The sequence below is a fragment of the Clostridioides sp. GD02367 genome, assembly GCF_045900275.1.
Classification (GTDB): Bacteria; Bacillota; Clostridia; order Peptostreptococcales; family Peptostreptococcaceae; genus Clostridioides; species Clostridioides difficile_A.
The window spans coordinates 60,739-82,730 of sequence record NZ_JBJODK010000013.1 but is presented as its reverse complement, the minus strand read 5'-3'; the positions used below and the strand labels follow the sequence as shown (position 1 = coordinate 82,730).

The window sequence follows — 21,992 nt, the reverse complement described above, 5'->3', positions numbered from 1 at the left end:
TATGTTATTAAAGAGTCTAACTAGAAAAATTGAAAAAAAGTATCCTCTAAACTTAGCTGAGGATTGGGACAATGTAGGTCTTATAGTTGGAGATTTTGATATGGATGTAAAAAAAGTATTAGTATCTTTGGAAGCTAATGAAAATGTTATTGATGAAGCCATCTCAAAAAACATAGATTTAATTGTGACACATCATCCTTTTATATTTGGGAAAATTAATAAGATTAATAGTGCAGATTTAAAAGGTAGGCTTATACCAAAACTTATTAAAAATGATATAGCACTTTATTCTATGCATACCAACTTTGACATAGCATTTGATGGTCTAAATGACTATTTTATGGAGATTATGGAATTTGGTAACTCAAAGGTTTTAGATGTGACTGAAAGCGAGACTTTATATAAACTTGCAGTATATGTACCATGTAATTATTCAGATGAATTGAAAAGAGTTTTAAGTAATTCAGGAGCAGGTCATATAGGAAATTATAGTGATTGTGTATTTTCAATAGAAGGTGAAGGACAGTTTAAGCCATTAGAAGGCTCCAAGCCGTTTCTTGGAAGCATAAATGATATAGAAGTTGTAAATGAGGTTAAAATTGAAACTGTAGTGCCACAGAAGCTTTTAGGAGGGGTAATAAGTTCTATGTTGGATGCACATCCTTATGAAGAAGTAGCATATGATTTGTACAAGTTAGAAAATAAAGGGAAGACATTTGGTCTAGGTAGAGTTAGTAGACTTGATGAAAGTATGACATTAGAAGACCTTTCAAATAAAATAAAAGAAAAATTAAATATGAAACATATCAGGGTAGTTGGAAAACTTAATACAAATATAACCAAAGTAGCAGTTGTAACAGGAGCTGGTTCTGAGTTTGTAAAAAAAGCTAAGAGACAAGGTGCAGAAGTATTAATAACTGGAGATGTAAAGTATCATGAAGCACAAGATGCACTTGATATTGGAATGTGTATAGTAGATTGTGGTCATTTTGATACAGAAGATATATTCAAAGATGTCATGAAGAGATTTTTGAGAGACTTTAATGAAATTGAAGTAATAAAAAGTGATGTATATTTGAATCCATTTAGTATTATTTAGTAGTATTTAATTATAAAAATACTATATAAAAAATAAATTTGAATTTACTTAGGGGGATAAAGATGAAAGCAGCAGTAATTTTTCATAGTGTTTGTGGGAGTACATATTTATTAGCAAGAACATATAAAGAAGTGCTTGAAGAAATGGATATAGAAGTAGATATGTTTAAAGTAAGTGACGAAGTTGCAAAAACACTTCTTCAATATTATTTAATAAATTCTAAAGAATATAAAGACGAGTTTGAAAGTGTAAATATAATTAAATCTGGAAAAGAATTGCTAGACTATGATGCTATATTTATGGGTTCGCCAACATATTATGGAAATGTATCTGGACCAATGAAGATGTTTATGGATAGTTTTTCTGATATTTGGGTAGGTGCTCCTTTGAGTGGGAAAATATTTGGTTGTTTTGCCACAGCAGGTTCACAACATGGAGGAGGAGAGCTATCTTTGCAAGCAATGAATATATTTGCTCAACATATGGGAATGACTCTTTTATCAGTTCCATGTACAGTAAGAGGAGGACATCCAGCATATGGAATACTACATATAGCAGGTGATAACTCTGATATAAGACCAAATGATGATGTTAAGCTGGGGATAAGAGATTATCTAAAAAGAATTAGTCTATAAGAATGTCAAAAAAAAGTGCCTAAAAGTGGCTATATAGCTACTTTTAGGTATTTTAATATGTTATTATAAACGTGAAGCTTTGCCAGAAATATGGTTGATTTCTATTTTAACTACAGTTGTTAAATTTATGTCTTTCTCTATATATTTCATTCCCTCTTCAAAAAATCCTTTAGAATATTTTTTTATGATTTCTACAAGAGCATTTTTCTTTTCTTCATCTTCTACAGTTGAAGCTTTTCCAAACACTATAGCACTAGAATATGTAGTACTAAATTTGTCTGGAATAACATTTTCATTAGCAACTACTAAAAAAGAAACTTTGTTGTTTTTTGATATATTATCTAATTTATGACCATTTCTTGCACAATGGAAGTAAATAGAATCATTAAGATACACATAGTTTACAGCTACTCCATAAGGATAGCCATTTTCAGATATAGTGGAAAAAGTACCAAATTCACCATTCTTTAACACTTCTACAGTATCTTCTTTTGTCATTTCTCTCTTTTTTAATCTCATTTCTCTAAACATATTATCATCCTTTCTAATTTTGATTATTAAATTAAATTTTAAAACATTTACAAAGATTATGCTATGCTTTTTACAAATTTAAAATAAAATAAAAATTAGAGTTGACAATTATAAAAATTTAGAATATTATAATAGCAACAGCAAATTAAAAATCCTATGACAAGGAAGAGTAATTATGTTTAGCTTCAAGATAGAGAGCTGAGGATGGTGGAATCTTAGCAAGAAGGAATATAGTGAATGGACCTTAGAGGAATGAATTGAAATCATATTATTATGAGAGTAGACTTTATCGTCAGTCGCACGTTACAGCGAATAAGGTATGTAAGTACCTGATAATGAGATGTATAAGAAATAAGTTTATGTTTATTTTTTATATAATTTAGGTGGCAACGCGGATAATCTCCGTCCTATTAATTTAGGACGGAGTTTTTTATTTTACAAAAATTTCAAAATAAAAATATATAAATGAGATAAAAGGTGGTGAAAAAGATGTTATGAACTCTCAAAGCTAATGAAAATGATTTAGAAAATTGGCAAAGAAATAAAATAAATATTAATAAAATTAGGGGGAATTATTACAATGAAATCAAATACAAAAAAATTAACTTTAAATGCTATACTCTTAGCTATGGGATTATTAATACATCAACTTACACCTGCTATAGGACTTCCAATGCAACCAGATATATCTCTAGCAATGATGTTTATAATAATGATATTGAACAAAGATGATTATAAAATTTGTCTAGTGGCAGGAATTGTGACAGGAATATTTGCAGCATTAACAACTAAATTTCCAGGAGGTCAAGTTCCAAATATACTTGATAAAACTGTTACAATAAATATAATGTTCATGATAATGTATATAATTTATAAATTACCATTTATGAAAAACTTAAGTAATAAAAAGCAAGACTTAATAGTAGCTACAATAATCTTTCCAATAGGAACTATTGTGAGTGGAACTGCATTTTTATTGTTTGCTCAAGTAATAGTAGGTCTTCCTGGAGGTTCATTTATAGCATTGTTTATGGTTGCAGTAGTACCAGCAATACTAATAAATCTGATAGCTGGTTTACTGTTATTTAAGGTAGTAAGCATGTCTATAAGAAGGGTAAGTTATCAAGGTTAAATATTATTGCTTACAATGATATTATAAAAAAATAGTATTTTAAAGAATAAAATAATAAAGAGGTATTAAGTTATAATACTTAAGACCTCTTTAAAGTTAAATTTTAACTATGCTAAAGAAATATTCTATACATGGTAAGGAGATAGTAAAGAATGTATCTTTAAAGTCTCAACCAAACAGCAAAATTTATCCAACAAACATACAATTAAGGCCTCTTTGTATCTAGGAGGCGTAATTGTAAGTGGCCACATATGTTTTAAAATTATGTCTGTTTCCATTTCATTTATTTGAAAAAATAAATTCGCATTTTTTAGTGCTTCTTTAGGATGAGTAAATCCGTGTAATCCTTTTCTATCCCCTTTGTAATGCCAGTCATAAAGGAAAAAGTCATGTAATAAAGCTCCTCTAATAACACTTTGAATATCAACATTTAGATGCAATTTTTTACATAATAGATAACTATAATATGCTACTGACAAACTATGTTCAAGACATGAAACATCGCCGTGATGAGGAAATGTTCTCATAAGTTGTACTTGTTCTGAAGAAAGTATTTCAGAAGCACATTCATTAAAGTATTTGATTTCAGCTTTTGACAACATTATGCAAATCTCCATTCCTAGTAAAATATAAATACTATATTTCAATGATAATATGAAATATTTCTTATCCTACAAAATATAATACCCAATAATACAAGTAAGATACCTTTTATGGTATTTAAAGTAAAAGAGATTTTATTAGGCTAAACAATGAAAAAATTAAAAGTAAAGCTATAGCAATATATATTATTTTTCCTATAGGATTTCCAAAATTTACAGTATAACCAATACCAAATCTCTTATCAACCATTAATGATGGGTCGTTTGGATTATTGTATATGATGCCTGCTATCCAATGTTTTTCATCATCTTCTGGAGAATAAGAAGAGTTAGACTTTAAATTTGGAGACTTAATATATGTTAACACTAAATAAATTATAACCACAAATGTTGCTATGGTCATAGCAGTTGATAAATTTGTTTTTATTGATAAAAAAGCAATGAAAAATTGTATTGTCATTAAAATCATCAATATCAAAAATAAATAACCAATTTTGTTTAGATATTTAATGTTTTCAGTTCTGCTTTCTTCAATTCTATTTGAATCTATCTTAATTCTTGACTTTATAGAACCAATAGAAGTTATATATAATAAAACGATTAAACAGAATGCAGTGCCTATTGATTTAAACACATTAAAATATGATTTTTCCATAAAAGAATTAGGTGTCCCATTTATATTCCAATTTATAACAATTAAGTTTGGCAGTTGATTATAATTAGATGCTATAAAAATACTCATTCCAAAAGCAAGTAGTATTGGTATTAAATATAATATTTTAAACCTTTTTATTATTTTATCTTTTTTATTTAAGAAATCCATATCTACTATTAATTTTGAATCCATATCTATATGACCTTCTATAGAATAAATTTCTGATTTAAACTTTTTAGCCTTTTTATGAGTATGAATATACAATAAACTTTCATATAATAAAAATCCAGTTATACTAATAAAATAGGAAAATTCTAATTTATCAGATGTAAGAACTAGAATAAAAACTAATATAAAGTCTATAATAAAACCTAAAGATAAAAGTTTTTTGAATTTCTTATCTAGCATTATAAAGTTAGTATAGTTTTTGTGTTCTTGGTCTATAGAAACTCCATAAATATGTTTATTACCTACTAAATATGGCATAAAATAAAATGTAGCATACATCAAAATTAAAATTGGGAATATTGTAAATAGACATTCAATCTTACTCATAGTATTTCACCTCATATTTGTCAAATAAAGTTGAACTTAGCGATAAAAATTCTTCTTTGCTGATACCTGATAAATAAGATTTTGCTACTAGAAGTTCTAAGTCAAGCTTATTTTTTTGACGAGTGGAATTGTCTATTTTCATTGGTAGCTTAGCAACAATAGCACCTTTTCTTCTATCAATATTTAAGAAGCCCTCTTCTTTTAGCTCATTATAAGATTTATTCACTGTATGTAAATTTACACCAATGTTTTCGGCCATACTTCTCACAGATGGAAGTGATTCGTTTATTTTCAATTCTCCTGAAGCTATAGCTTTAGTTATTTCTTCTTTAATTTGTACATAAATAGATTTATCACTATTAAAATCTAGATTTAGAACCATAAAAAACCTCCATTATGCTTTATAAATGAAAAAGACTGTTATACATATAGTATAACATAAAAAATAATATCGAACACAAAATATAAATTTATATTTGTAAAAATTGTAATTTAAAAATAACCTAATTTTTATCAAAATAATACAGATACTATCTATAGATATAAATAAAAATTAGAAAGGAGAAAAAAATATGTTAACATATTTAATGAAAAGACAAATGCATAAAAAAGATGATGGAATGAGTAAACCAATGATGTTCACAGGAGCAGTTCTTACAGGTGTGGGTGCATATGCTGTATATAAGATGGTAAAAAATCGTAAATCTAATTCTCAAATGGTTGATACAAATTATTATAGAAATAGTGACTATGATGACTATATGTATGACGAATTTGATTATGACTGTGATTGTAGAGACAAAAAACAGGATTATGAATATGAAGAATTAAAAAAAAAAGTAAAAGAATTTAATTCAAGAAGAATAAATTGTGAAAATTGTCCACATGTATCTCAGGAAGAAATGATGCAATATGTAAATAGTGTTAAAGATATAAAGAATGATATTGATGTACATGAAGACGATAAAAAAGACAATATTTACAAAGAAGAAGAATATAAGAAGTATGATGAAGAATAAATTATATTCTAAATAGTTAAATAGTTATATTAGATTATTTAACTTAAAGTTTCTAAAATGTAAGTTGTAACTTAACTTGAAGAAATTAGTATTATTCTTATGAGAGTTAAGTAATAACTTACATTTTTGTTTTTGTAAGCTTTAATAACCCTTTGTGACTATTTTGTAATTTTAGATATATTTTAGTATATAAGGTATTTGTGTATAATAAAAACTGTATAGGTAAATAATTTAAAATCAAAATGAAAAGAAAGGAAATAGTTATGTTAAAGTTATTAATAGTTGAGGATGATAGTACTATATCTTTTGGAATAAAGTATGCTTTAGAGCAAGAAGGATTTAGTGTAGATATAGCAAAGGACTTATTAAGTGGAAAAGAAATGATTTCTTCTAATGAATATAGCATGATACTTTTGGATGTGACATTACCAGATGGAACTGGTTATGAATTGTGTCAATATACAAGAAAATTCTCTCAAATTCCAATAATATTTTTGACTGCTTGTGATGAAGAAGTAAATATTGTAATGGGTCTTGATATGGGTGGAGATGATTATATAACAAAGCCTTTTAGAATTAGAGAACTAATATCTAGAATAAAAGCTGTTTTAAGAAGAAAAGGCAATACTTCAGAAGAAGCTAAAAAAATGCTTAAATTTGGGGAGTTAAATATATATACATTAGAAGCTAGAGTATATAAAAATGAAAAAGAAATATTTCTGACATCAGTTGAATATAAACTTCTTCTAATTCTTATACAGAATAAAAATACAGTTTTAAGTAGAACTCAAATATTGGAAAAACTTTGGGATGTAACATATGATTTTGTAAATGATAATACTCTAACTGTTTATATAAAAAGACTTAGAGAAAAAATAGGTGATGACTTATGTGAGCCAATATACATAGAAACTGTAAGAGGCCTTGGTTATAAATGGATAGGAAGTGAAAATAATGTTTCTATATAATCCAGAAGTGAAGAGGTTTTTTAGTAAGTATATTGTTTTGATGTTTGTTGCTATTACTATATCTATTGGGTTTAGTATAATCAATATGAATATAACTAAAGGTATGATTGTAAAAAACAATCAAGCTATAATAGGAACACTGTCTAGTAAATATCCAAATTTAGAAAGAGAGATAGTAGATATAATAACTCAAGGAAAGTCTATAAGAAATATAGACTATGGAGAGAAAATATTAAGTAAGTATAATTATGATAAATCTATTAAAATAAACACTGAGCCTATAATTTCTAAATTAGTTTTAGATACGATAAAAATAAATATAATCTTGGTATGTATAATATTTATTTTAATATTTATATTGGTTGTTAGCTATTTTAAAGTAATGTACAATGATTTATCAGATATGACTAAGTATGTTTACTATAGTTCAGAAGGAAAACCATTTGATATGAAAAATAAAAATCAAGAAGGTCAGGTAGGTCTTTTAAAAACTGAACTATTGAAGATGACGACAATTCTTAATGAAAAGGTTGAACTTTTAAAATCAGAAAAAATATTTTTAAATAATACAATCTCTGATATATCACATCAATTAAAAACTCCTATGACTTCTTTAATAATGTTGAATGACTTGTTATATAATGATATACCATGCGAAGTAAAAATTGATTTTTTGGATAAGATAAAGAATCAACTAAATAGAATGGACTGGTTGATTAAAAGTATGCTTAAACTATCAAAAGTAGAAGCAAAAGTGATAAAGTTTAAAAAAGATAAGATAAAATTTAGTGAACTTATACATAGAGCAATACAACCAATGAAAATACCTATGGAAATTAAAAATCAAAAATTAACTATAGAAGGAAATGATAATGTATCTTATATTGGTGATATTGATTGGTCTGTGGAAGCATTAGTGAATATAATTAAAAATTGTATAGAGCATACTCCTGAATTTGGAAATATAAGTATGACATATAAAGAAAATCCATTATTTTCTGAACTAATAATAAAAGATGATGGTGAGGGAATAGATAAAAAAGATATACCACATATATTTAAACGATTTTATAGAGGAAAGAGTAGTTCAAAAGAAGATAGTGTAGGTATAGGTCTTGCAATGTCAAAATCCATAATAGAAAGCCAAAATGGAGATATCTATGTAAATAGTGAAAAAGGAAAAGGAACAGAATTCCATATAATATTTCATAAAATGTATGCTGATAATAGTGACTAATCTGTAATATTTAATTCACTTTATAGTAATAGCTAAAGTCTAATATATGAAGTATAGAATATAAATATTGGAGGTAGCCATGGAAATTTTAAGAGTAGAAAATCTAACTAAAAGTTATGGTAAAAATGAAACAAAAGTTGATGCTATAAAAAATGTAAACTTATCAATTGAAAAAGGTGAATTTATAGCGATAACAGGTCCAAGTGGAAGTGGTAAAAGTACATTATTGCATTTGCTAGGAGGTGTTGATAGACCTACTAGTGGTAAGGTTTATATAAATGATGTGGATATCTATAATTTGAAAATTAAAGATTTAGCAATATTTAGAAGAAGAAATATAGGTCTTATATATCAATTTTATAACTTAATTCCAGTCTTAACTGTAAAGGAAAACATATTGCTTCCAGCAGAACTTGACAATAGAGATATTGACAAAGAATATTTAAATGATTTGATGAAAACATTAGGTCTAAACGATAGAGAAAAACATCTTCCAAACCAGTTATCAGGGGGTCAACAACAAAGGACTTCTATAGGACGTGCTTTGATTAATAGACCTTCTATAGTGTTGGCAGATGAACCAACAGGTAATTTAGATAGTAAAAATTCAAAAGAAATACTAGGATTATTAAAACTGTCAGTAAAGAAATACAATCAGACTCTAATAATGATAACTCATGATAAAGACATAGCACTTCAGGCTGATAGAATTATAGGTATAGAAGATGGAATTATAAAAAGTGATGAGGTGATGTAGATGAATTTATATACATCACTAACTATTAGATATTTAAAACAAAATAAAAGAAGAACTATTGTAACTATAATTGGGATAATACTTTCAACAGCTTTAATCTGTGGTATAGGAAATATATTTGAAAGTTTCATGGATTATCAAGTAAGAGAAACTATAAAAAATGATGGAAGTTTTCATGTTACATTCCATGATGTAAACAAAAAGAATATGGAATATGTAACAAAATCAGCTGAAATAGAAAAACATGCATTTACTAAGCAAATTGGATATTCTAAATTGGAAAATAGTGAGAATGGTATATTAAGTATAAAACAGTATGATAAAAATGCCATGGAGGGATATCAAATTTCTATAAAAGAAGGTAGATTGCCATCTAAAGAAGGAGAAATTGTTCTAAGTGAAAATGTTATTAATCTTATGGATGATAAATTAAAAATAGGAGACGAAATAACCTTAAAAGTAGGAGACATGTTTGACTCAAATAAGAAAAAGATTGATAACATGGTATTTCATGAAGGTGATTATATAGCAAATGAAAAGGATAGCACTTTTAAACTGGTGGGTATAATTAAAAAGCCCGGGTTTGAGCTTTATGATGAGATTACAACTGCTATAACTTACTTTAATCCTATGATTGATTATAAAGGAGCAATGAACATCTCAGTAACAGTAAAAAATCCTAAAGATGTGTATAAAATAAGTAAAAAAATAAGCAAAAACATATATCCAAATAAAGATGAAGAATCAATTTCTGATATGGTAAAATACAATGAACATTTATTGAGATTACAAGGCGCCAGTAAATATGAGAATATAAATAGTTCTGTAAAATCTATAATTGCATTAGTAACTATATTAGTAATTATATGCACGATTGCTACAGTTTATAATTCTTTTAGTATTTCTATAACTGAACGAAAAAAACAGTTTGGCATATTAAATTCTATAGGTGCTACATCTAGCCAAATTAAAAGGTTAGTCTTTATAGAAGGTATTATAATTAGTTTAATTGGAATACCAATAGGATTAATATCTGGAACAATAGCTATAGACTTATTATTTAAAACCATAAATAAGTATTTTACAGAATCGATTGTTACACAGATGAGTTTACAAATAGTGTATAACCCAATAATAATTATTGTTAGTATAATAATAGTTTTATTTACAATATTTATATCAATTCTATTACCTGCAATAGCAGCTTCTAATGTTTCTCCACTTGATATAATTAAGAACAGTGGAGAGTATAAAGTGAGAAAAGTTAAAGATTCAAAGCTTATTAAAATTATTTTTAAGACTGAAGGAGTACTTGCATATAAAAATATGAAAAGAAATAGAAAAAAATTCATAGTGACTCTTTTTTCTTTAATGATAAGTATAATAATATTTATATCTTTTAGTGGATTTACATTGCTTTTGTTAAGAGGTGAGGAAATTAGAAGTTCTCAAAGAAACTATGATTTGTATCTAACTGCAAAGGGTACAGCTAGACCTATTGATGATGTCATAAGTAAACTACAGGATATTCCTGAAATAAAGAACTTTGAATTCGCAACAGGTCAATCTATGTCTATAAAAGTAAGTGAAAATAAAATAAATAAATCCAAGGAGGATTTAATTAAGGAGTATTATCAACAACATAAGAGTGGAGATAGTTATGAATACGACTTTAGCAATAATGAATTAAATTTTCCAGGAGAGTTTGCAATAAAAAATAAAACAAATAATTTAGTAAAAGGTTCTTTTGATAAGGAAAAAGCAATTAAAGAAAATGGTGTGATACTAGTTAGAAAAAGCTACTTTGAATCTAGAGGTAAGAAAGGGATAGTGGAGTTAACTAATTACAAAGTTGGAGATACACTAAATTGTGAATATCTTGATGACAATGGTTCAAGTAAAAAAATGAAGATTAAAATTCTTGCGATAACTGATGAAGAACGTTTAGGAATGGGATATCAAAATATGGGCTTGCAATTTATAACTTATGATGAAGTTGCTAAAAATTTAGGTCTAAAATTAAATAAAAGTCTTATATTTATCGACTTAGGAGGAGATATTCAGACTAAGAAGAAAATAGAATCTTTAGCTGATAAAAATAATTTTAACTTCCATGATGAAAGTGTAGGAGGAGAAGAAGAAAAACAAAATCTAAAAGTTGTCAAAATATTTGTATACGGTTTTATAGTAGTGATATCTCTAGTAAGTGTTACAAATATACTAAATACAGTAAGTACAAGTATAAATCTAAGAAAAAGAGAGCTTGCTATAATACAATCTATAGGAGTTACCCCTAATGGATTTAGAAAAATGATATATTTAGAAAGTTTTATTTATGGTATACTGTCTTTAATATTTGGGATACCAATTGGTATTGGAATGACTCTAGTTATGAATAAACTTATTTCAGGTGTAATTGAGTTTTCCCCTGTCATACCATGGGCAGCAATAGCTATATGTATAGTAAGTGTTTTTATAATAACTTTTATAGCAGCTTATATACCAATGAGTAAATTGAACAAAGAAAATATAATAGATAATATAAGAAGAGAAAGTATCTAAGTATAAAAGTAATTTTTAAATATATAAAATATTATTAAAATCGTTTAATTTGTATAAACTATTATTATACAAATTGAACGATTTTTTATTTATATAAGAAATCTAATAAATAAATTACTAGAGGTATTTAACTATTTAGAAAGAATTGGTATTATATAAGGTAAGGGGTTAGATAAAGTATTTATAAATAAGTATAAATATTTGATTTTATTGGAAAACAAAAGAAAAAGAAGGTGATTACTATTTCTCATATAACTGCTAAGAACATGTATAAAAGTTTAGAGGAAAGAATAAACAAGTTTCCACAAGGGGCTCCACCATCAGATACATTATACAAAATACTAAATGTATTATATACAGAACAAGAAGCAAAATTAGTAGCTCAGCTTCCAATAAAGCCTTTTAGAGTAAAAACAGCAGCTAAAATCTGGAGTGTAAGTGAAAGTGAAGCATATAGAGTATTAGATAAACTTGCAAGTAAGGCTCTGATACTAGATATAGAAGATAATAAAGGGAAAAAATATATAATGCCTCCTCCAATGGCTGGCTTTTTTGAGTTTGCTATGATGAGAACAAGACATGATATAGACCAAAAACTTTTAGCAGAACTTTACTATCAATATATGAATGTAGAGGAAGATTTTATTAAAGACTTATTTTATTCAACAGAAACAAAGCTTGGAAGAGTGTATGTTCAAGAGGAAGTTTTGACTAATGATAATGAAGTTAGTATTTTAGATTACGAAAGAGCTACTCATATAATCGATGAATCGACTCATATAGGTGTAAGTATGTGTTACTGTAGACATAGAATGCAACATGTTGGCAAAGCTTGTGATGCTCCTATGGATATATGTATGACATTTGACAATGTAGCAAATTCTTTAATAAATAATAAGTTTGCAAGATGTGTAGATAAAGTAGAATGTAAAGAGTTACTTCATCAAGCATATGAGCATAACTTAGTTCAATGTGGAGAAAATGTTAGAAAAGGAGTTACATTTATATGTAATTGCTGTGGCTGTTGTTGTGAGGCATTAGTAGCAGCTAAAAGATTTGGAAATCTTCATCCAGTACAGACAACTAGTTTTATACCAAATATAAACCATGAAAGTTGTGTAAAATGTGGAAAGTGTATAACTGCATGTCCTATAGATGCAATAAGCAAGGTCAAGGAAAATGATAAAGAATATATAAAAATTGATGAGGATAGATGTCTAGGTTGTGGAGTTTGTGTTAGAAATTGCCATAAAAATAGTATTATGTTATTAAAGAGAGATGAAAAGATAATAACTCCAGCAAACTCAGTACATAGAGCAGTTCTAATGGCAATTGAAAAAGGGCAATTACAAAATCTAATTTTTGATAATAATGCCTTAGCTAGTCATAGAGCTATGGGAGCTATACTATCAGCCATCTTAAAACTTGAACCAGCTAAAAAGATTTTAGCTAGTAAGCAATTAAAGTCAGTGTATTTAGATAAACTATTGAGTATGAATGATAAATAGATAAAAAAGGGCTATATTTAAGTAATATTACTTAAATATAGCCCTTTTTAACATGTTAAGCTATTTCTTTGATTTGTTTAAATGAATTCTCATTTCCATTTCCACCAATTTGTGTTACAGATTTAAATCTCATAGTTTTAAATAGTTCTTTTTGATTATAATCTAATAAATTTCCTACTAATATTACAGGAGACTTAGTTTTTCCAGCTAAAACTCCAACAGATAATCCATCTATTAAATCATCTTGTTTATTGATTCCGTTTTTTGCAACATATAAGTTGTCTATCTTAGAATCTTTATAAAATTCTTTTATTACTTTTGCATTAGTTTCATTTCTAGTGCTACCTGATATTCTTTGTGGATTTTGAAGTTTACTTTCTATATTTTTAGAAACTGTGTATTCTCCACCAATTACATAAGACTTCTCAATTTTTTTGTTTTTAAACAAGTTGTTTATTTCATCTATATTACTGTTTTCATTAGTAAGTATTATAGGCATATCATTTTGAGCTGATACAGCTCCAATGCTTACTGCATCGGCTAATCCTTTTTCACCATTAACTACTGAAATCTTTGATATGTTACTAATATTATTCAATTCTTTAGCAATGTTCATAGAAGTTTGATATCTATCATTTCCTGAAATTCTAGATACAGAAATATTATTTGATTTTATAGTATCTAATGATTTTTCATTTACAGAAGCTTCTCCACCAACTACGTACACATTTTTTACTTTTAATCTTTTCAATTCAGTCAAAGTTTTTTCATTTATTTGAGAGCTTCCAGTTAATAATATAGGAGCATTCTTCTTATATGCAAGTGGTGTTGCAGCTAAAGCATCTGCAATTGCTGAGTCATTTATTAAAACTGCATTTTCAGCATTTTCCCAACCTGCTTGACTTATTTTAATAGAAGTTTCATATCTATCAGTTCCTGTAAGTGTACTTGCATTTACTTCATCTTGGTACGCAACTTCAAATTTAGCATTTGGACTTCCTGAGAAAACAATTACGCCTCCTTTTGGCAATCTAACTCTATTATTTTTTGTAACTAAAGAATAGTTTACAGGAACTCCTTTATCATCATAAACAGCAAAAGACGAATTTTGAGGAAGATTAACTTCTATTTTTTTATTTGCTATATCGTCACCAATTTTATACCATTTTGCATAACCATTAGATGCTAACTCACATGTAAAAGATTTTTCTGATGGTAAATTAGTTATAGAATCTTCACTAACATATGTCTGTGTGGCAAAAGTTAAATACTCTGTACCATTTTCTTTATGAAGTTTAATATCAGCTAAGTCACGTCCCATCACACCAGGTATTTCTATAAAAGCATTTGAGTTATTTTCATCTGCTATTTTAGTATTAGCTATATAACCAGGAGTTCCGTCAGAAAGACCAAGAACTGCTTTTACAGAACCAAACATATAGTGTTGAGAAGTATATTTTTCATCTACTATATAGTAGCCTTTATCATTCCTTTTTTTCCATGCTTCTTTTACGCTATCTGATATATCATTATTATCTACTCTTTGAGCTACATAATACAAACTTGCCGTTTGACCTAATCCAGGGACATCATCGTAAGAGCTCATATTTAAATATGTAATATTATTTTTTTCTTTTACAAATTTTAAGCAACTATTACCCTTTTCAGATACAAATCTATCTTGACCTATGTATACATACTTATCTTCAGGTCCATTTTCTAGATAAGGAGAAGACACTGTTAAAGTACCATTATCATTAACGTCAATTTTTATCATATTTGAAGAAGCGTAAAGACCACTGTTTTCTTTTAAATAACTTGGCATTTTAACTTGTTGTGGTTTACTGAATGTTTTATCAGGTTTTATTTCTTTAATTTTACCTTTTTCTTTTAGAGCAGATAGTAAAAGTTCTTGTCCAATTATTTCATTAAGTTGACTACTTCCACCAGAAGAAACAACTGCAACTGCCATATTTTCATCTGGAAGAACTGTAAGATTACTGTGGAATAGTAAAGAGTCTCCACCTTTTGTAAGAGCCTTTAAGTTATATTGATTAAATGGATAAGTGTTTACACAATCCCATCCTAAGCCATATCCAAGTATAGAATCTTCTCCCTCAGGCCATAGACCGTTTAAATATTCTTTGTTTTCCATAGCTTTTATTGAAGAAGGTGAAAGAATACCATTTGAATTTTTCATAAATGTTTGTGCAAATGTACATAAATTTTCTGCACTTGAATATAAACCACCAGCACCTATAGTATTAAAATTATCTTGTGGTACAGCATCTTCAAAATAAGGTACATAGGCTTTTGCAAGTCTTGAGCTGTCAAAACTATCTTCTGGAGTTTTTGTATTTTGTAAATTAAGTGGACTGCTTATGTACTTGTAAATAAAATTAGTAAATGGCATACCAGATACTTTTTCCACTAAAATTTCAGCTAAAGTAAATCCATCATTACAATAGACAGAAAAAGCTCCTGGTTTAGCCTTTAATCTTTGTTTCTTTAATTCTTCTAGGAAACTATCGTGACCATAAGAATCATTGTCTCCCAATAAAAGAGCATTTTTTAAAGAACTTCCCATTAATCCTGATGAGTGGTTTAATAACATTCTTGGAGTGATTTCCTTGTATCTCTCATCAGCCATTTTAAACTCAGGTATATAATTTACAACAGGAGTATCTAATTTTACTTTTCCCTCTTCTACTAACTTCATAACAGCAGTAGTAGTAAATATTTTACTGATAGATGCAATATTATACATATTATCCTTAGTTAAATTTTTATTATCTTGTCTACTGTAGACTCCACCATTACCAGAAATCTCAATTTTACCATTATCAATCAAAGCATATTGAGCATTTTCAATTCCATACTTAGATAATAAAGTTTTAATTTTCTCTTTAGCAAGAGCTTTAGTTTTTGGATAAGATTCTGAGTTTTTGCTATAATCATTTAGCTTTATGTCAGAACTTTGATATTTCTCCGAGTTATCTTTTATATTACTATCAGCAAAAGTAATATTTGGAGCAGCAGTAAATAACATACTCAATACTAATGTACTAGATAATAATTTAGAGAGCCTTTGCTTAAACATATTACACTACCTCTTTTCCCTTTTAATAATTTATAATTAGCATAACATTCTTAATTATTTAAATCAACAGATTATTATTAATAAAAAATTTTTAATAAGTATACCTTTTTGTATAGCTGAGAAAAATAAAAAAGAATATTTGTTGCTGTATGAAGAATAAAGGGTATAAGTAACATATACAAATAAAATGGAGGAATCTTAGACATATGTACAAGAATATAAGTAAGAAACAACTTAAAGAAATGATGAAAAATGAAAATGATATTTTATTACTAGATGTAAGAACTAAAGATGAATTTAGAGAATGTAAAATAGAAGATGCTATAAATATATCTTTACAGGAGCTAATCAATAATATAGATGAAATTTATGAGTATAAAGATAAGAAAGTAGTGGTTTATTGTAGAAGTGGTCATAGAAGTGTTACTGCATGCAATTTATTAGCTGAGGAAGGATTTGAATATCTGTATAATTTAAACTCAGGAATAATTGATTATCTTAATTAAATTATGTAAGTTATATTGAATACTGAATATATCCCTGTTTATTAAGCAGGGATATATTTAGATGTTCATAAGATAACTTAGGAATGAACGAATTTTTTCTGATTTTTCATTATTGGAAATATCTTTACGCAATAATATACCTTGTTGACCATATACACAAAAGTATGTTGTTGTGTCAACATCAGGGACATTAATTTCTCCTCGTGAGTTAGCTAATTCAAGTTGTTTTTTTACTATAGGAATAAGTTTTTCACAAATTTTTAAAGATAATTGGTCATGAATTTTTTTACTCTTTTCTCCATGGCATACTTTATAGTAAAGGTTATCATCAGTTTCTATATCAATAAATGTAGGAACTTCTTCAATAATTTGTTTTAATGTTTTATCTGCATTGTCTATAATAGTAGACATTTTGTCCACTAAAGTCTGTGCATAGTAGTCTATAGCACTGTCAAATAGGTTTTCTTTTGATGGAAAATAACGATAACATAATCCTTGTGCGACATTCATATGTTTTGCAATATCAGTTATAGAAGTTTTCTCATATCCATTTTCATAAAACAATTTTATTGCAGTATCTAAAATTTCTTGTTTACGTTCACTTGGTTCTTTAGTAATACGTGCCATATAGTATCCTCCTTATAATTTCAAGTACATAATAACATAAGGAATTTTTAAAGTCAATGAATGAATATCAGTCATTTAAATTACATAATAAATTTTAATTTTGAAGTTAAAAAAGGTAGTAACTGAGAAGTTACTACCTTCAATGTAAATATTAAGTACTATTTCTAAAAAATATATTTAAATACAGAATTGATTTTTTAATGACCAGTTAAATTACTATCACCAAATTTATCATTGAATGGTTTTATAATTCTGTTTATAGGTCCTTTTAGAAGTACATTTAAACAAATAGATAGAATCATAAATAACAACAGAACTAATATATCTTTAGTTAAATTTGGAGCATATATACCACCTACTGCTTCTCTTGTAGCGCCTATTGCATAGGTAAATGGCATTATAGGGTTTATTCTTTGGAAAAATGTAGGTGTAACCTGTATAGGGAATGTACCACCAGAAGAACCAATCTGAACTACTAATAGTACTATTGCAATTGCTTTTCCTACATTTCCAAATACAGAAACTAAAGAATAAACAATAAAGTTAAATACCATACTAGTAAACATAAGCAGAAGTATCAATAAAATTGGATGCTTTGCTGTTACTCCTAATAATAGTATATCTCCAGTTCCGATTATGAAGCCTTGAATAAGAGCTATACTTAGAAAAGTAAGACCTCTTCCAAAATAAATTTCATATGGCTTATAGTTTCCATGTACAGATGTAGATAATAATGCAGAAAGAAGCAATATACCTACCCATGTAGAAAGAACACTATAAAATGGTGTCATTGCAGAACCATAATTTTCAATTGGATATAATTTTTCTGTTTTCACTTCAACAGGTTCCTTTAAGAAGTTAGACTTGGTTAATATATCACTTTCAAGTAAGCTGACTAATTTTTTCATATCTTCACCATTACTAATCTTACTTAAATTATTAATCAAGTCATCCAACATTCCTTTTGCTAGAGGAAGTTTTTCTCTTATTAATGATATACTTTCCTGTGCATTTCCTGATAGACTTAGAGAAGTAGTCAGTATTTCTTCAACCTTTGGAAGTTTTGCTTCTGCCTTGTCTAGTACAGTGATTATATCATTTGCTACTTTTATACTGTTTGAAAATATGCTATTTATAGGTTTTGATATTTTTGAATCAAAATTATTTAAAATATTTAAATTAATTCTTCCGATACCATTTGATAAACTTAAAACGTTATTTAATGCACTTATAGATGGTTGTTGCCCAGATATAACCTTGTTTTTAATGTCATTCAATGTTGATATAGAAGAATCTATTTTATTGTTAGAGTCTTCTAAGTTATCTATTACATCATCCAATCGATGGTTTGATGTAAGCTGATTTAATTTAGTTAAAAAGTCTTCTAATGTATCATTTAAAGCTTGTAAATTAGAAAGCTTTTCTGATAAATTATCTATCAACTTAGGTACATCTTCGCTTCCATTATTTACGGCATCAATTAAATTTAGTGTAAGAGAAGAAGCAGAAGATGAAAGGTCAACCATTAAATTTAAATCAGATTTTATAAGAGGAGAAAGTTCATCTAAGTTATCATTTGTATCCTCTAAGAATTTCTTTAAATCATTTGATAACAGTTTTGTATCATTTAAAGTCTTTTTAATTGTAGGTAAATCTGATTTAATATCTTTAACTGTATCAGACAACTTTGAAGTAGCATCAGAGGCTAAATCAACAGTCTTATTTATATGGTCGAATCTCTTTTGAAGGTCGATAAGAGAACTTTCAACCTTTGTTAATTTTGGAAGACTGTGTTCAATTCCTGCACCAACTCCATTTGATATACCAAGAACAATTTCACTTACTGTTTTCACTATAGTCTGATTAACTTGCAACTGTATTGTAGAAGCACCTTTATCAGTAATTTTTGGTGCAACTGCATTTATTTTTTCATTTACTGTATAAATAATTTCACCTTTTTTAACATCATCTGTAATTAATGATGTTAAATCTTTTGTAAAATTCTTTGGAATTTTAAGTGATGCATAATAAGTACCTTTTTTAACACCTTCAAGAGCGGTTTTTTCATCTACAAATTGCCAACCTAAACTTTTATTATCCTTAAGTTGTTCAATTAATTGGTCTCCTACATTAATCTTCTGACCTGCTATTTCATTTCCTTTATCTTCATTTGTTACTGCTACAAGCATATTAGCGGTACTTCCATAAGGGTCCCAAGATGCCTTTATATTGAACCAGGCATACAAAGAAGGTAAAAAAGCAAGTCCGACAACTATTACAAGTACTGCATAATTTCCACGTATATCTTTTAGGTCATTTTTAAAAATTTCTAATATATTTTTTAAACCATTTGAAGGTTTTAAATTCTTGATATTATTCCAGTTTAAAACTTCTTTTAAACTATTAGTTTTTTTCAAATGTCTCACCTCCTAAAATATTTTGATAGAGAAAAAGTTAGATTTATAATCAATTTTAAATTATATTACTTTTTACACAAATAGTAAAGTTAAAGTTTTGTCTTAATTTTAATACATATATATTATATATAATAGTATGCTATAAATATATATAAATATAGGAAATAAAAACAAATAATTTATAAAGTGTATAGTATAAAATTTAATAATAAAACAAATATTTATAATTGATACAATCAATTAAATTAGCCATTATGATATACTTTTGATAATGAGAAAATTCTATGAAGGGATGATTAAATGAGGTATTTTAAAAAATACATAAAAAAATATATAGTGTTATTTTTTACAGCAGTATTTTTTTTGACGCTGGAAGCTTTTTGTGATTTAGCTCAACCAACTATAATGGCAAAAATAATCGATATAGGAGTTTCAAATAAGAATTTAGATTACATATTATCAACAGGAGCTTTAATGATAGGTATAACCTTTTTAGGTGCAATATTTTCAATAATAAGAAGTATAATCTCAGCAAGAGTTTCTCAATGTTTTTCTTATGATTTGAGACAGGATGTGTTTGAAAAGATAAATACATACTCATTAAAACAAATAGATAAATTTGGTAGAGCTTCACTAATAACAAGAATTACTAATGATATTAATCAAATACAACAATTCGTACATGGAATGATGAGAGTTTTTATAAAATCACCAATCATGTGTATAGGAAGTTTAATTATAGCTATAAAATTAAATTTAAAGATGTCAATAATTATCTTAGTTGCAGTTTTAATCATATTTATTATAATATTACTCAATATGAAGATTGGCTATAGATTATTTAAGAATGTACAAGAAAGTACAGATAAGATAAATTCAAAATTAAGGCAGTTTTTAAGTGGCATAAAAGTAGTTAAGCTATTTTGCAGATATGATTATGAGAGCAAACGTTTTGAAGAGTTAAATGAGGAGCTTTTCCAAAACAGTAGAAAAGCTACAACAATGATGTCATTTTTTAGACCTACAATTACAATAATTATTAATGTTTCCATAATAATAATCTTATTAATTGGAAGATATTTAGTTTATTCAGGGGAAATTAAAATTGGAATTATAGTTGCTTATGTAAATTATATGACTAGGATATTAACATCACTTATAATGATTTCACATGTTTTTAATGTTTTTGTTAGAGCAAAAGCTTCATATGAAAGAGTAAGTGAAGTTTTGCTTGATGAGAATGAAGAAATAATTGAGAAAAATGTAAATTTAGATATTGAAGAAAAGAAGTTTAAACTTACAAGTGGTGATATAGTTTTTGAAAATGTGTATTTTTCATATAATAAAAATACGGATGAACAAATATTGAAAAATGTATCTTTTAAAATAGAAGAAGGTCAAAACATTGGTGTAATTGGTCAGACTGGTTCAGGAAAGACTTCTTTAATAAATTTAATTCAAAAATTATATATAGTTGATAAAGGAGATATTAAGATTGGAGGAAATAGTATATACAGTATTTCTGAAGAAAGTTTAAGAGAGGGAATAGGTGTAGTATTTCAAAATAGTAGTGTGTTTGGGAAAAGTATACTAGAAAATATAATTATGGGAAATAAGGATATAAGTAGAGAAGATGTTATAAATTCGTGCGAAATAGCAAATGCAAATCAATTTATAACAAAACTTGAAAATTCTTATGATGAAGTTTTATTTCAAAGGGGTAAAAACCTATCAGGAGGACAAAGACAAAGAATTACGATAGCTAGAGCTATAGCTAAAAAGCCACAAATATTAATCCTTGATGATTGTTTTAGTGCAATGGATATTAATACAGAGACAACTATTAGAAAGAATATAAAAGATTATATAAAAGATTTAAGAGACAAAGAAAATAAGAAATGTACTATCATAACTATTTCACAAAAGATTAGCTCTATAATTGACTGTGATAAAATTTTAGTCTTAGATGAGGGAGAGGTGGTTGGATTTGCTACACATGAAGATTTACTGGTTAGTTCTCCAATTTATAAAAAAATTTTTGAGTTGCAGAACTTAGCAAATGAAGATGTAAATTAAGGAGGA

Annotated in this window: 18 protein-coding genes and 1 other annotated feature; of the genes, 11 read left to right on the top strand and 7 right to left on the bottom strand. The window is 27.1% G+C overall.

Translation table 11 applies throughout. From position 1 onward, the window contains the following. Position 1: 1 nt before the first annotated feature. Together Q3223_RS15585 and Q3223_RS15580 are read left to right on the top strand one after the other, a co-directional pair. Entirely contained in the window at positions 2-1,099 is a 1,098-nt protein-coding gene (locus tag Q3223_RS15585; protein ID WP_407812174.1) for a Nif3-like dinuclear metal center hexameric protein, read from the top strand. A 62-nt stretch (positions 1,100-1,161) separates the two neighbouring features. Then, positions 1,162-1,734: a flavodoxin family protein gene (locus Q3223_RS15580; RefSeq protein WP_054269939.1), complete on the top strand. Its 573-nt coding sequence runs from the start codon at positions 1,162-1,164 to the stop codon at positions 1,732-1,734. A gap of 63 nt (positions 1,735-1,797) precedes the next feature. Here the strand turns inward: Q3223_RS15580 and Q3223_RS15575 are convergent, their stop codons facing one another. Further along, positions 1,798-2,265 carry a pyridoxamine 5'-phosphate oxidase family protein gene (locus tag Q3223_RS15575; RefSeq protein ID WP_407812173.1) on the bottom strand — a complete coding sequence of 156 codons (468 nt, stop codon included), beginning with the start codon at positions 2,263-2,265 and terminating at the stop codon, positions 1,798-1,800. A 147-nt stretch (positions 2,266-2,412) separates the two neighbouring features. Further along, positions 2,413-2,678, top strand: a binding site (T-box leader). Between the two features lie 167 nt (positions 2,679-2,845). Between Q3223_RS15575 and Q3223_RS15570 the strand changes: the two genes are divergently transcribed. After that, positions 2,846-3,397 (top strand): tryptophan transporter, encoded by a 552-nt coding sequence (locus tag Q3223_RS15570; protein ID WP_054269941.1) that lies wholly within the window; start codon positions 2,846-2,848, stop codon positions 3,395-3,397. A gap of 125 nt (positions 3,398-3,522) precedes the next feature. On the opposite strand, the gene Q3223_RS15565 is transcribed toward Q3223_RS15570, so the two are convergent. The 3 genes from Q3223_RS15565 to Q3223_RS15555 form a co-directional block, all read right to left on the bottom strand. After that, positions 3,523-3,999, bottom strand: a complete 477-nt coding sequence (locus tag Q3223_RS15565) for an HD domain-containing protein (RefSeq protein ID WP_054269942.1) — start codon at positions 3,997-3,999, stop codon at positions 3,523-3,525. Positions 4,000-4,117: 118 nt separating this feature from the next. Beyond that, a complete protein-coding gene (locus tag Q3223_RS15560) occupies positions 4,118-5,209 on the bottom strand; it encodes a DUF5808 domain-containing protein (RefSeq protein ID WP_223152497.1) in 1,092 nt (363 codons plus the stop codon). Continuing rightward, on the bottom strand, positions 5,202-5,591 hold the full coding sequence (locus Q3223_RS15555; protein WP_054269944.1) for a GntR family transcriptional regulator: 390 nt from the start codon (positions 5,589-5,591) through the stop codon (positions 5,202-5,204). Before Q3223_RS15555 ends, Q3223_RS15560 begins: the two co-directional genes overlap by 8 nt. A 190-nt stretch (positions 5,592-5,781) precedes the next feature. Between Q3223_RS15555 and Q3223_RS15550 the strand changes: the two genes are divergently transcribed. The 6 genes from Q3223_RS15550 (at position 5,782) to Q3223_RS15525 (ending at position 13,260) form a co-directional block, all read left to right on the top strand. Further along, complete coding sequence (locus tag Q3223_RS15550) at positions 5,782-6,228, top strand: hypothetical protein (RefSeq protein WP_054269945.1); 447 nt, start codon at positions 5,782-5,784, stop codon at positions 6,226-6,228. Positions 6,229-6,491: 263 nt separating this feature from the next. Beyond that, positions 6,492-7,196 carry a response regulator transcription factor gene (locus tag Q3223_RS15545; protein ID WP_223152496.1) on the top strand — a complete coding sequence of 235 codons (705 nt, stop codon included), beginning with the start codon at positions 6,492-6,494 and terminating at the stop codon, positions 7,194-7,196. Continuing rightward, complete coding sequence (locus Q3223_RS15540) at positions 7,183-8,433, top strand: sensor histidine kinase KdpD (RefSeq protein WP_054269947.1); 1,251 nt, start codon at positions 7,183-7,185, stop codon at positions 8,431-8,433. The genes Q3223_RS15545 and Q3223_RS15540 overlap by 14 nt, the downstream gene beginning before the upstream one ends. A gap of 79 nt (positions 8,434-8,512) precedes the next feature. Beyond that, on the top strand, positions 8,513-9,190 hold the full coding sequence (locus Q3223_RS15535) for an ABC transporter ATP-binding protein (RefSeq protein ID WP_054269948.1): 678 nt from the start codon (positions 8,513-8,515) through the stop codon (positions 9,188-9,190). Beyond that, complete coding sequence (locus Q3223_RS15530; protein ID WP_407812172.1) at positions 9,191-11,752, top strand: ABC transporter permease; 2,562 nt, start codon at positions 9,191-9,193, stop codon at positions 11,750-11,752. Positions 11,753-11,985: 233 nt separating this feature from the next. Continuing rightward, on the top strand, positions 11,986-13,260 hold the full coding sequence (locus Q3223_RS15525; RefSeq protein ID WP_407812171.1) for a 4Fe-4S dicluster-binding protein: 1,275 nt from the start codon (positions 11,986-11,988) through the stop codon (positions 13,258-13,260). A gap of 55 nt (positions 13,261-13,315) precedes the next feature. Here Q3223_RS15525 and Q3223_RS15520 read toward each other — a convergent pair whose 3' ends face one another. After that, positions 13,316-16,360 (bottom strand): serine hydrolase, encoded by a 3,045-nt coding sequence (locus Q3223_RS15520; protein WP_407812170.1) that lies wholly within the window; start codon positions 16,358-16,360, stop codon positions 13,316-13,318. Positions 16,361-16,566: 206 nt separating this feature from the next. On the opposite strand from Q3223_RS15520, the gene Q3223_RS15515 reads away from it, so the two are divergent. Further along, positions 16,567-16,866: a rhodanese-like domain-containing protein gene (locus tag Q3223_RS15515; protein WP_223152493.1), complete on the top strand. Its 300-nt coding sequence runs from the start codon at positions 16,567-16,569 to the stop codon at positions 16,864-16,866. A gap of 57 nt (positions 16,867-16,923) precedes the next feature. Here the strand turns inward: Q3223_RS15515 and Q3223_RS15510 are convergent, their stop codons facing one another. Both Q3223_RS15510 and Q3223_RS15505 read right to left on the bottom strand, forming a co-directional pair. After that, positions 16,924-17,493, bottom strand: coding sequence for a TetR/AcrR family transcriptional regulator (locus Q3223_RS15510; protein WP_223152492.1), 570 nt, complete (start codon positions 17,491-17,493; stop codon positions 16,924-16,926). Positions 17,494-17,690: 197 nt separating this feature from the next. Next, positions 17,691-19,919: a YhgE/Pip domain-containing protein gene (locus Q3223_RS15505; protein WP_176702481.1), complete on the bottom strand. Its 2,229-nt coding sequence runs from the start codon at positions 19,917-19,919 to the stop codon at positions 17,691-17,693. Positions 19,920-20,210: 291 nt separating this feature from the next. Here Q3223_RS15505 and Q3223_RS15500 point away from each other — a divergent pair, with 291 nt between their 5' ends. After that, a complete protein-coding gene (locus Q3223_RS15500; protein WP_054276423.1) occupies positions 20,211-21,986 on the top strand; it encodes an ABC transporter ATP-binding protein in 1,776 nt (591 codons plus the stop codon). Positions 21,987-21,992 lie beyond the last annotated feature (6 nt).

Coding starts and splice junctions, on each gene's coding strand:
- Q3223_RS15575 (WP_407812173.1), bottom strand. CDS start 2,265: ATGTTTAGAGAAATGAGATTAAAAAAGAGAGAAATGACAAAAGAAGAT.
- Q3223_RS15535 (WP_054269948.1), top strand. CDS start 8,513: ATGGAAATTTTAAGAGTAGAAAATCTAACTAAAAGTTATGGTAAAAAT.
- Q3223_RS15580 (WP_054269939.1), top strand. CDS start 1,162: ATGAAAGCAGCAGTAATTTTTCATAGTGTTTGTGGGAGTACATATTTA.
- Q3223_RS15560 (WP_223152497.1), bottom strand. CDS start 5,209: ATGAGTAAGATTGAATGTCTATTTACAATATTCCCAATTTTAATTTTG.
- Q3223_RS15555 (WP_054269944.1), bottom strand. CDS start 5,591: ATGGTTCTAAATCTAGATTTTAATAGTGATAAATCTATTTATGTACAA.
- Q3223_RS15500 (WP_054276423.1), top strand. CDS start 20,211: ATGAGGTATTTTAAAAAATACATAAAAAAATATATAGTGTTATTTTTT.
- Q3223_RS15570 (WP_054269941.1), top strand. CDS start 2,846: ATGAAATCAAATACAAAAAAATTAACTTTAAATGCTATACTCTTAGCT.
- Q3223_RS15540 (WP_054269947.1), top strand. CDS start 7,183: ATGTTTCTATATAATCCAGAAGTGAAGAGGTTTTTTAGTAAGTATATT.
- Q3223_RS15585 (WP_407812174.1), top strand. CDS start 2: ATGTTATTAAAGAGTCTAACTAGAAAAATTGAAAAAAAGTATCCTCTA.
- Q3223_RS15520 (WP_407812170.1), bottom strand. CDS start 16,360: ATGTTTAAGCAAAGGCTCTCTAAATTATTATCTAGTACATTAGTATTG.
- Q3223_RS15545 (WP_223152496.1), top strand. CDS start 6,492: ATGTTAAAGTTATTAATAGTTGAGGATGATAGTACTATATCTTTTGGA.
- Q3223_RS15565 (WP_054269942.1), bottom strand. CDS start 3,999: ATGTTGTCAAAAGCTGAAATCAAATACTTTAATGAATGTGCTTCTGAA.
- Q3223_RS15550 (WP_054269945.1), top strand. CDS start 5,782: ATGTTAACATATTTAATGAAAAGACAAATGCATAAAAAAGATGATGGA.
- Q3223_RS15530 (WP_407812172.1), top strand. CDS start 9,191: ATGAATTTATATACATCACTAACTATTAGATATTTAAAACAAAATAAA.
- Q3223_RS15515 (WP_223152493.1), top strand. CDS start 16,567: ATGTACAAGAATATAAGTAAGAAACAACTTAAAGAAATGATGAAAAAT.
- Q3223_RS15510 (WP_223152492.1), bottom strand. CDS start 17,493: ATGGCACGTATTACTAAAGAACCAAGTGAACGTAAACAAGAAATTTTA.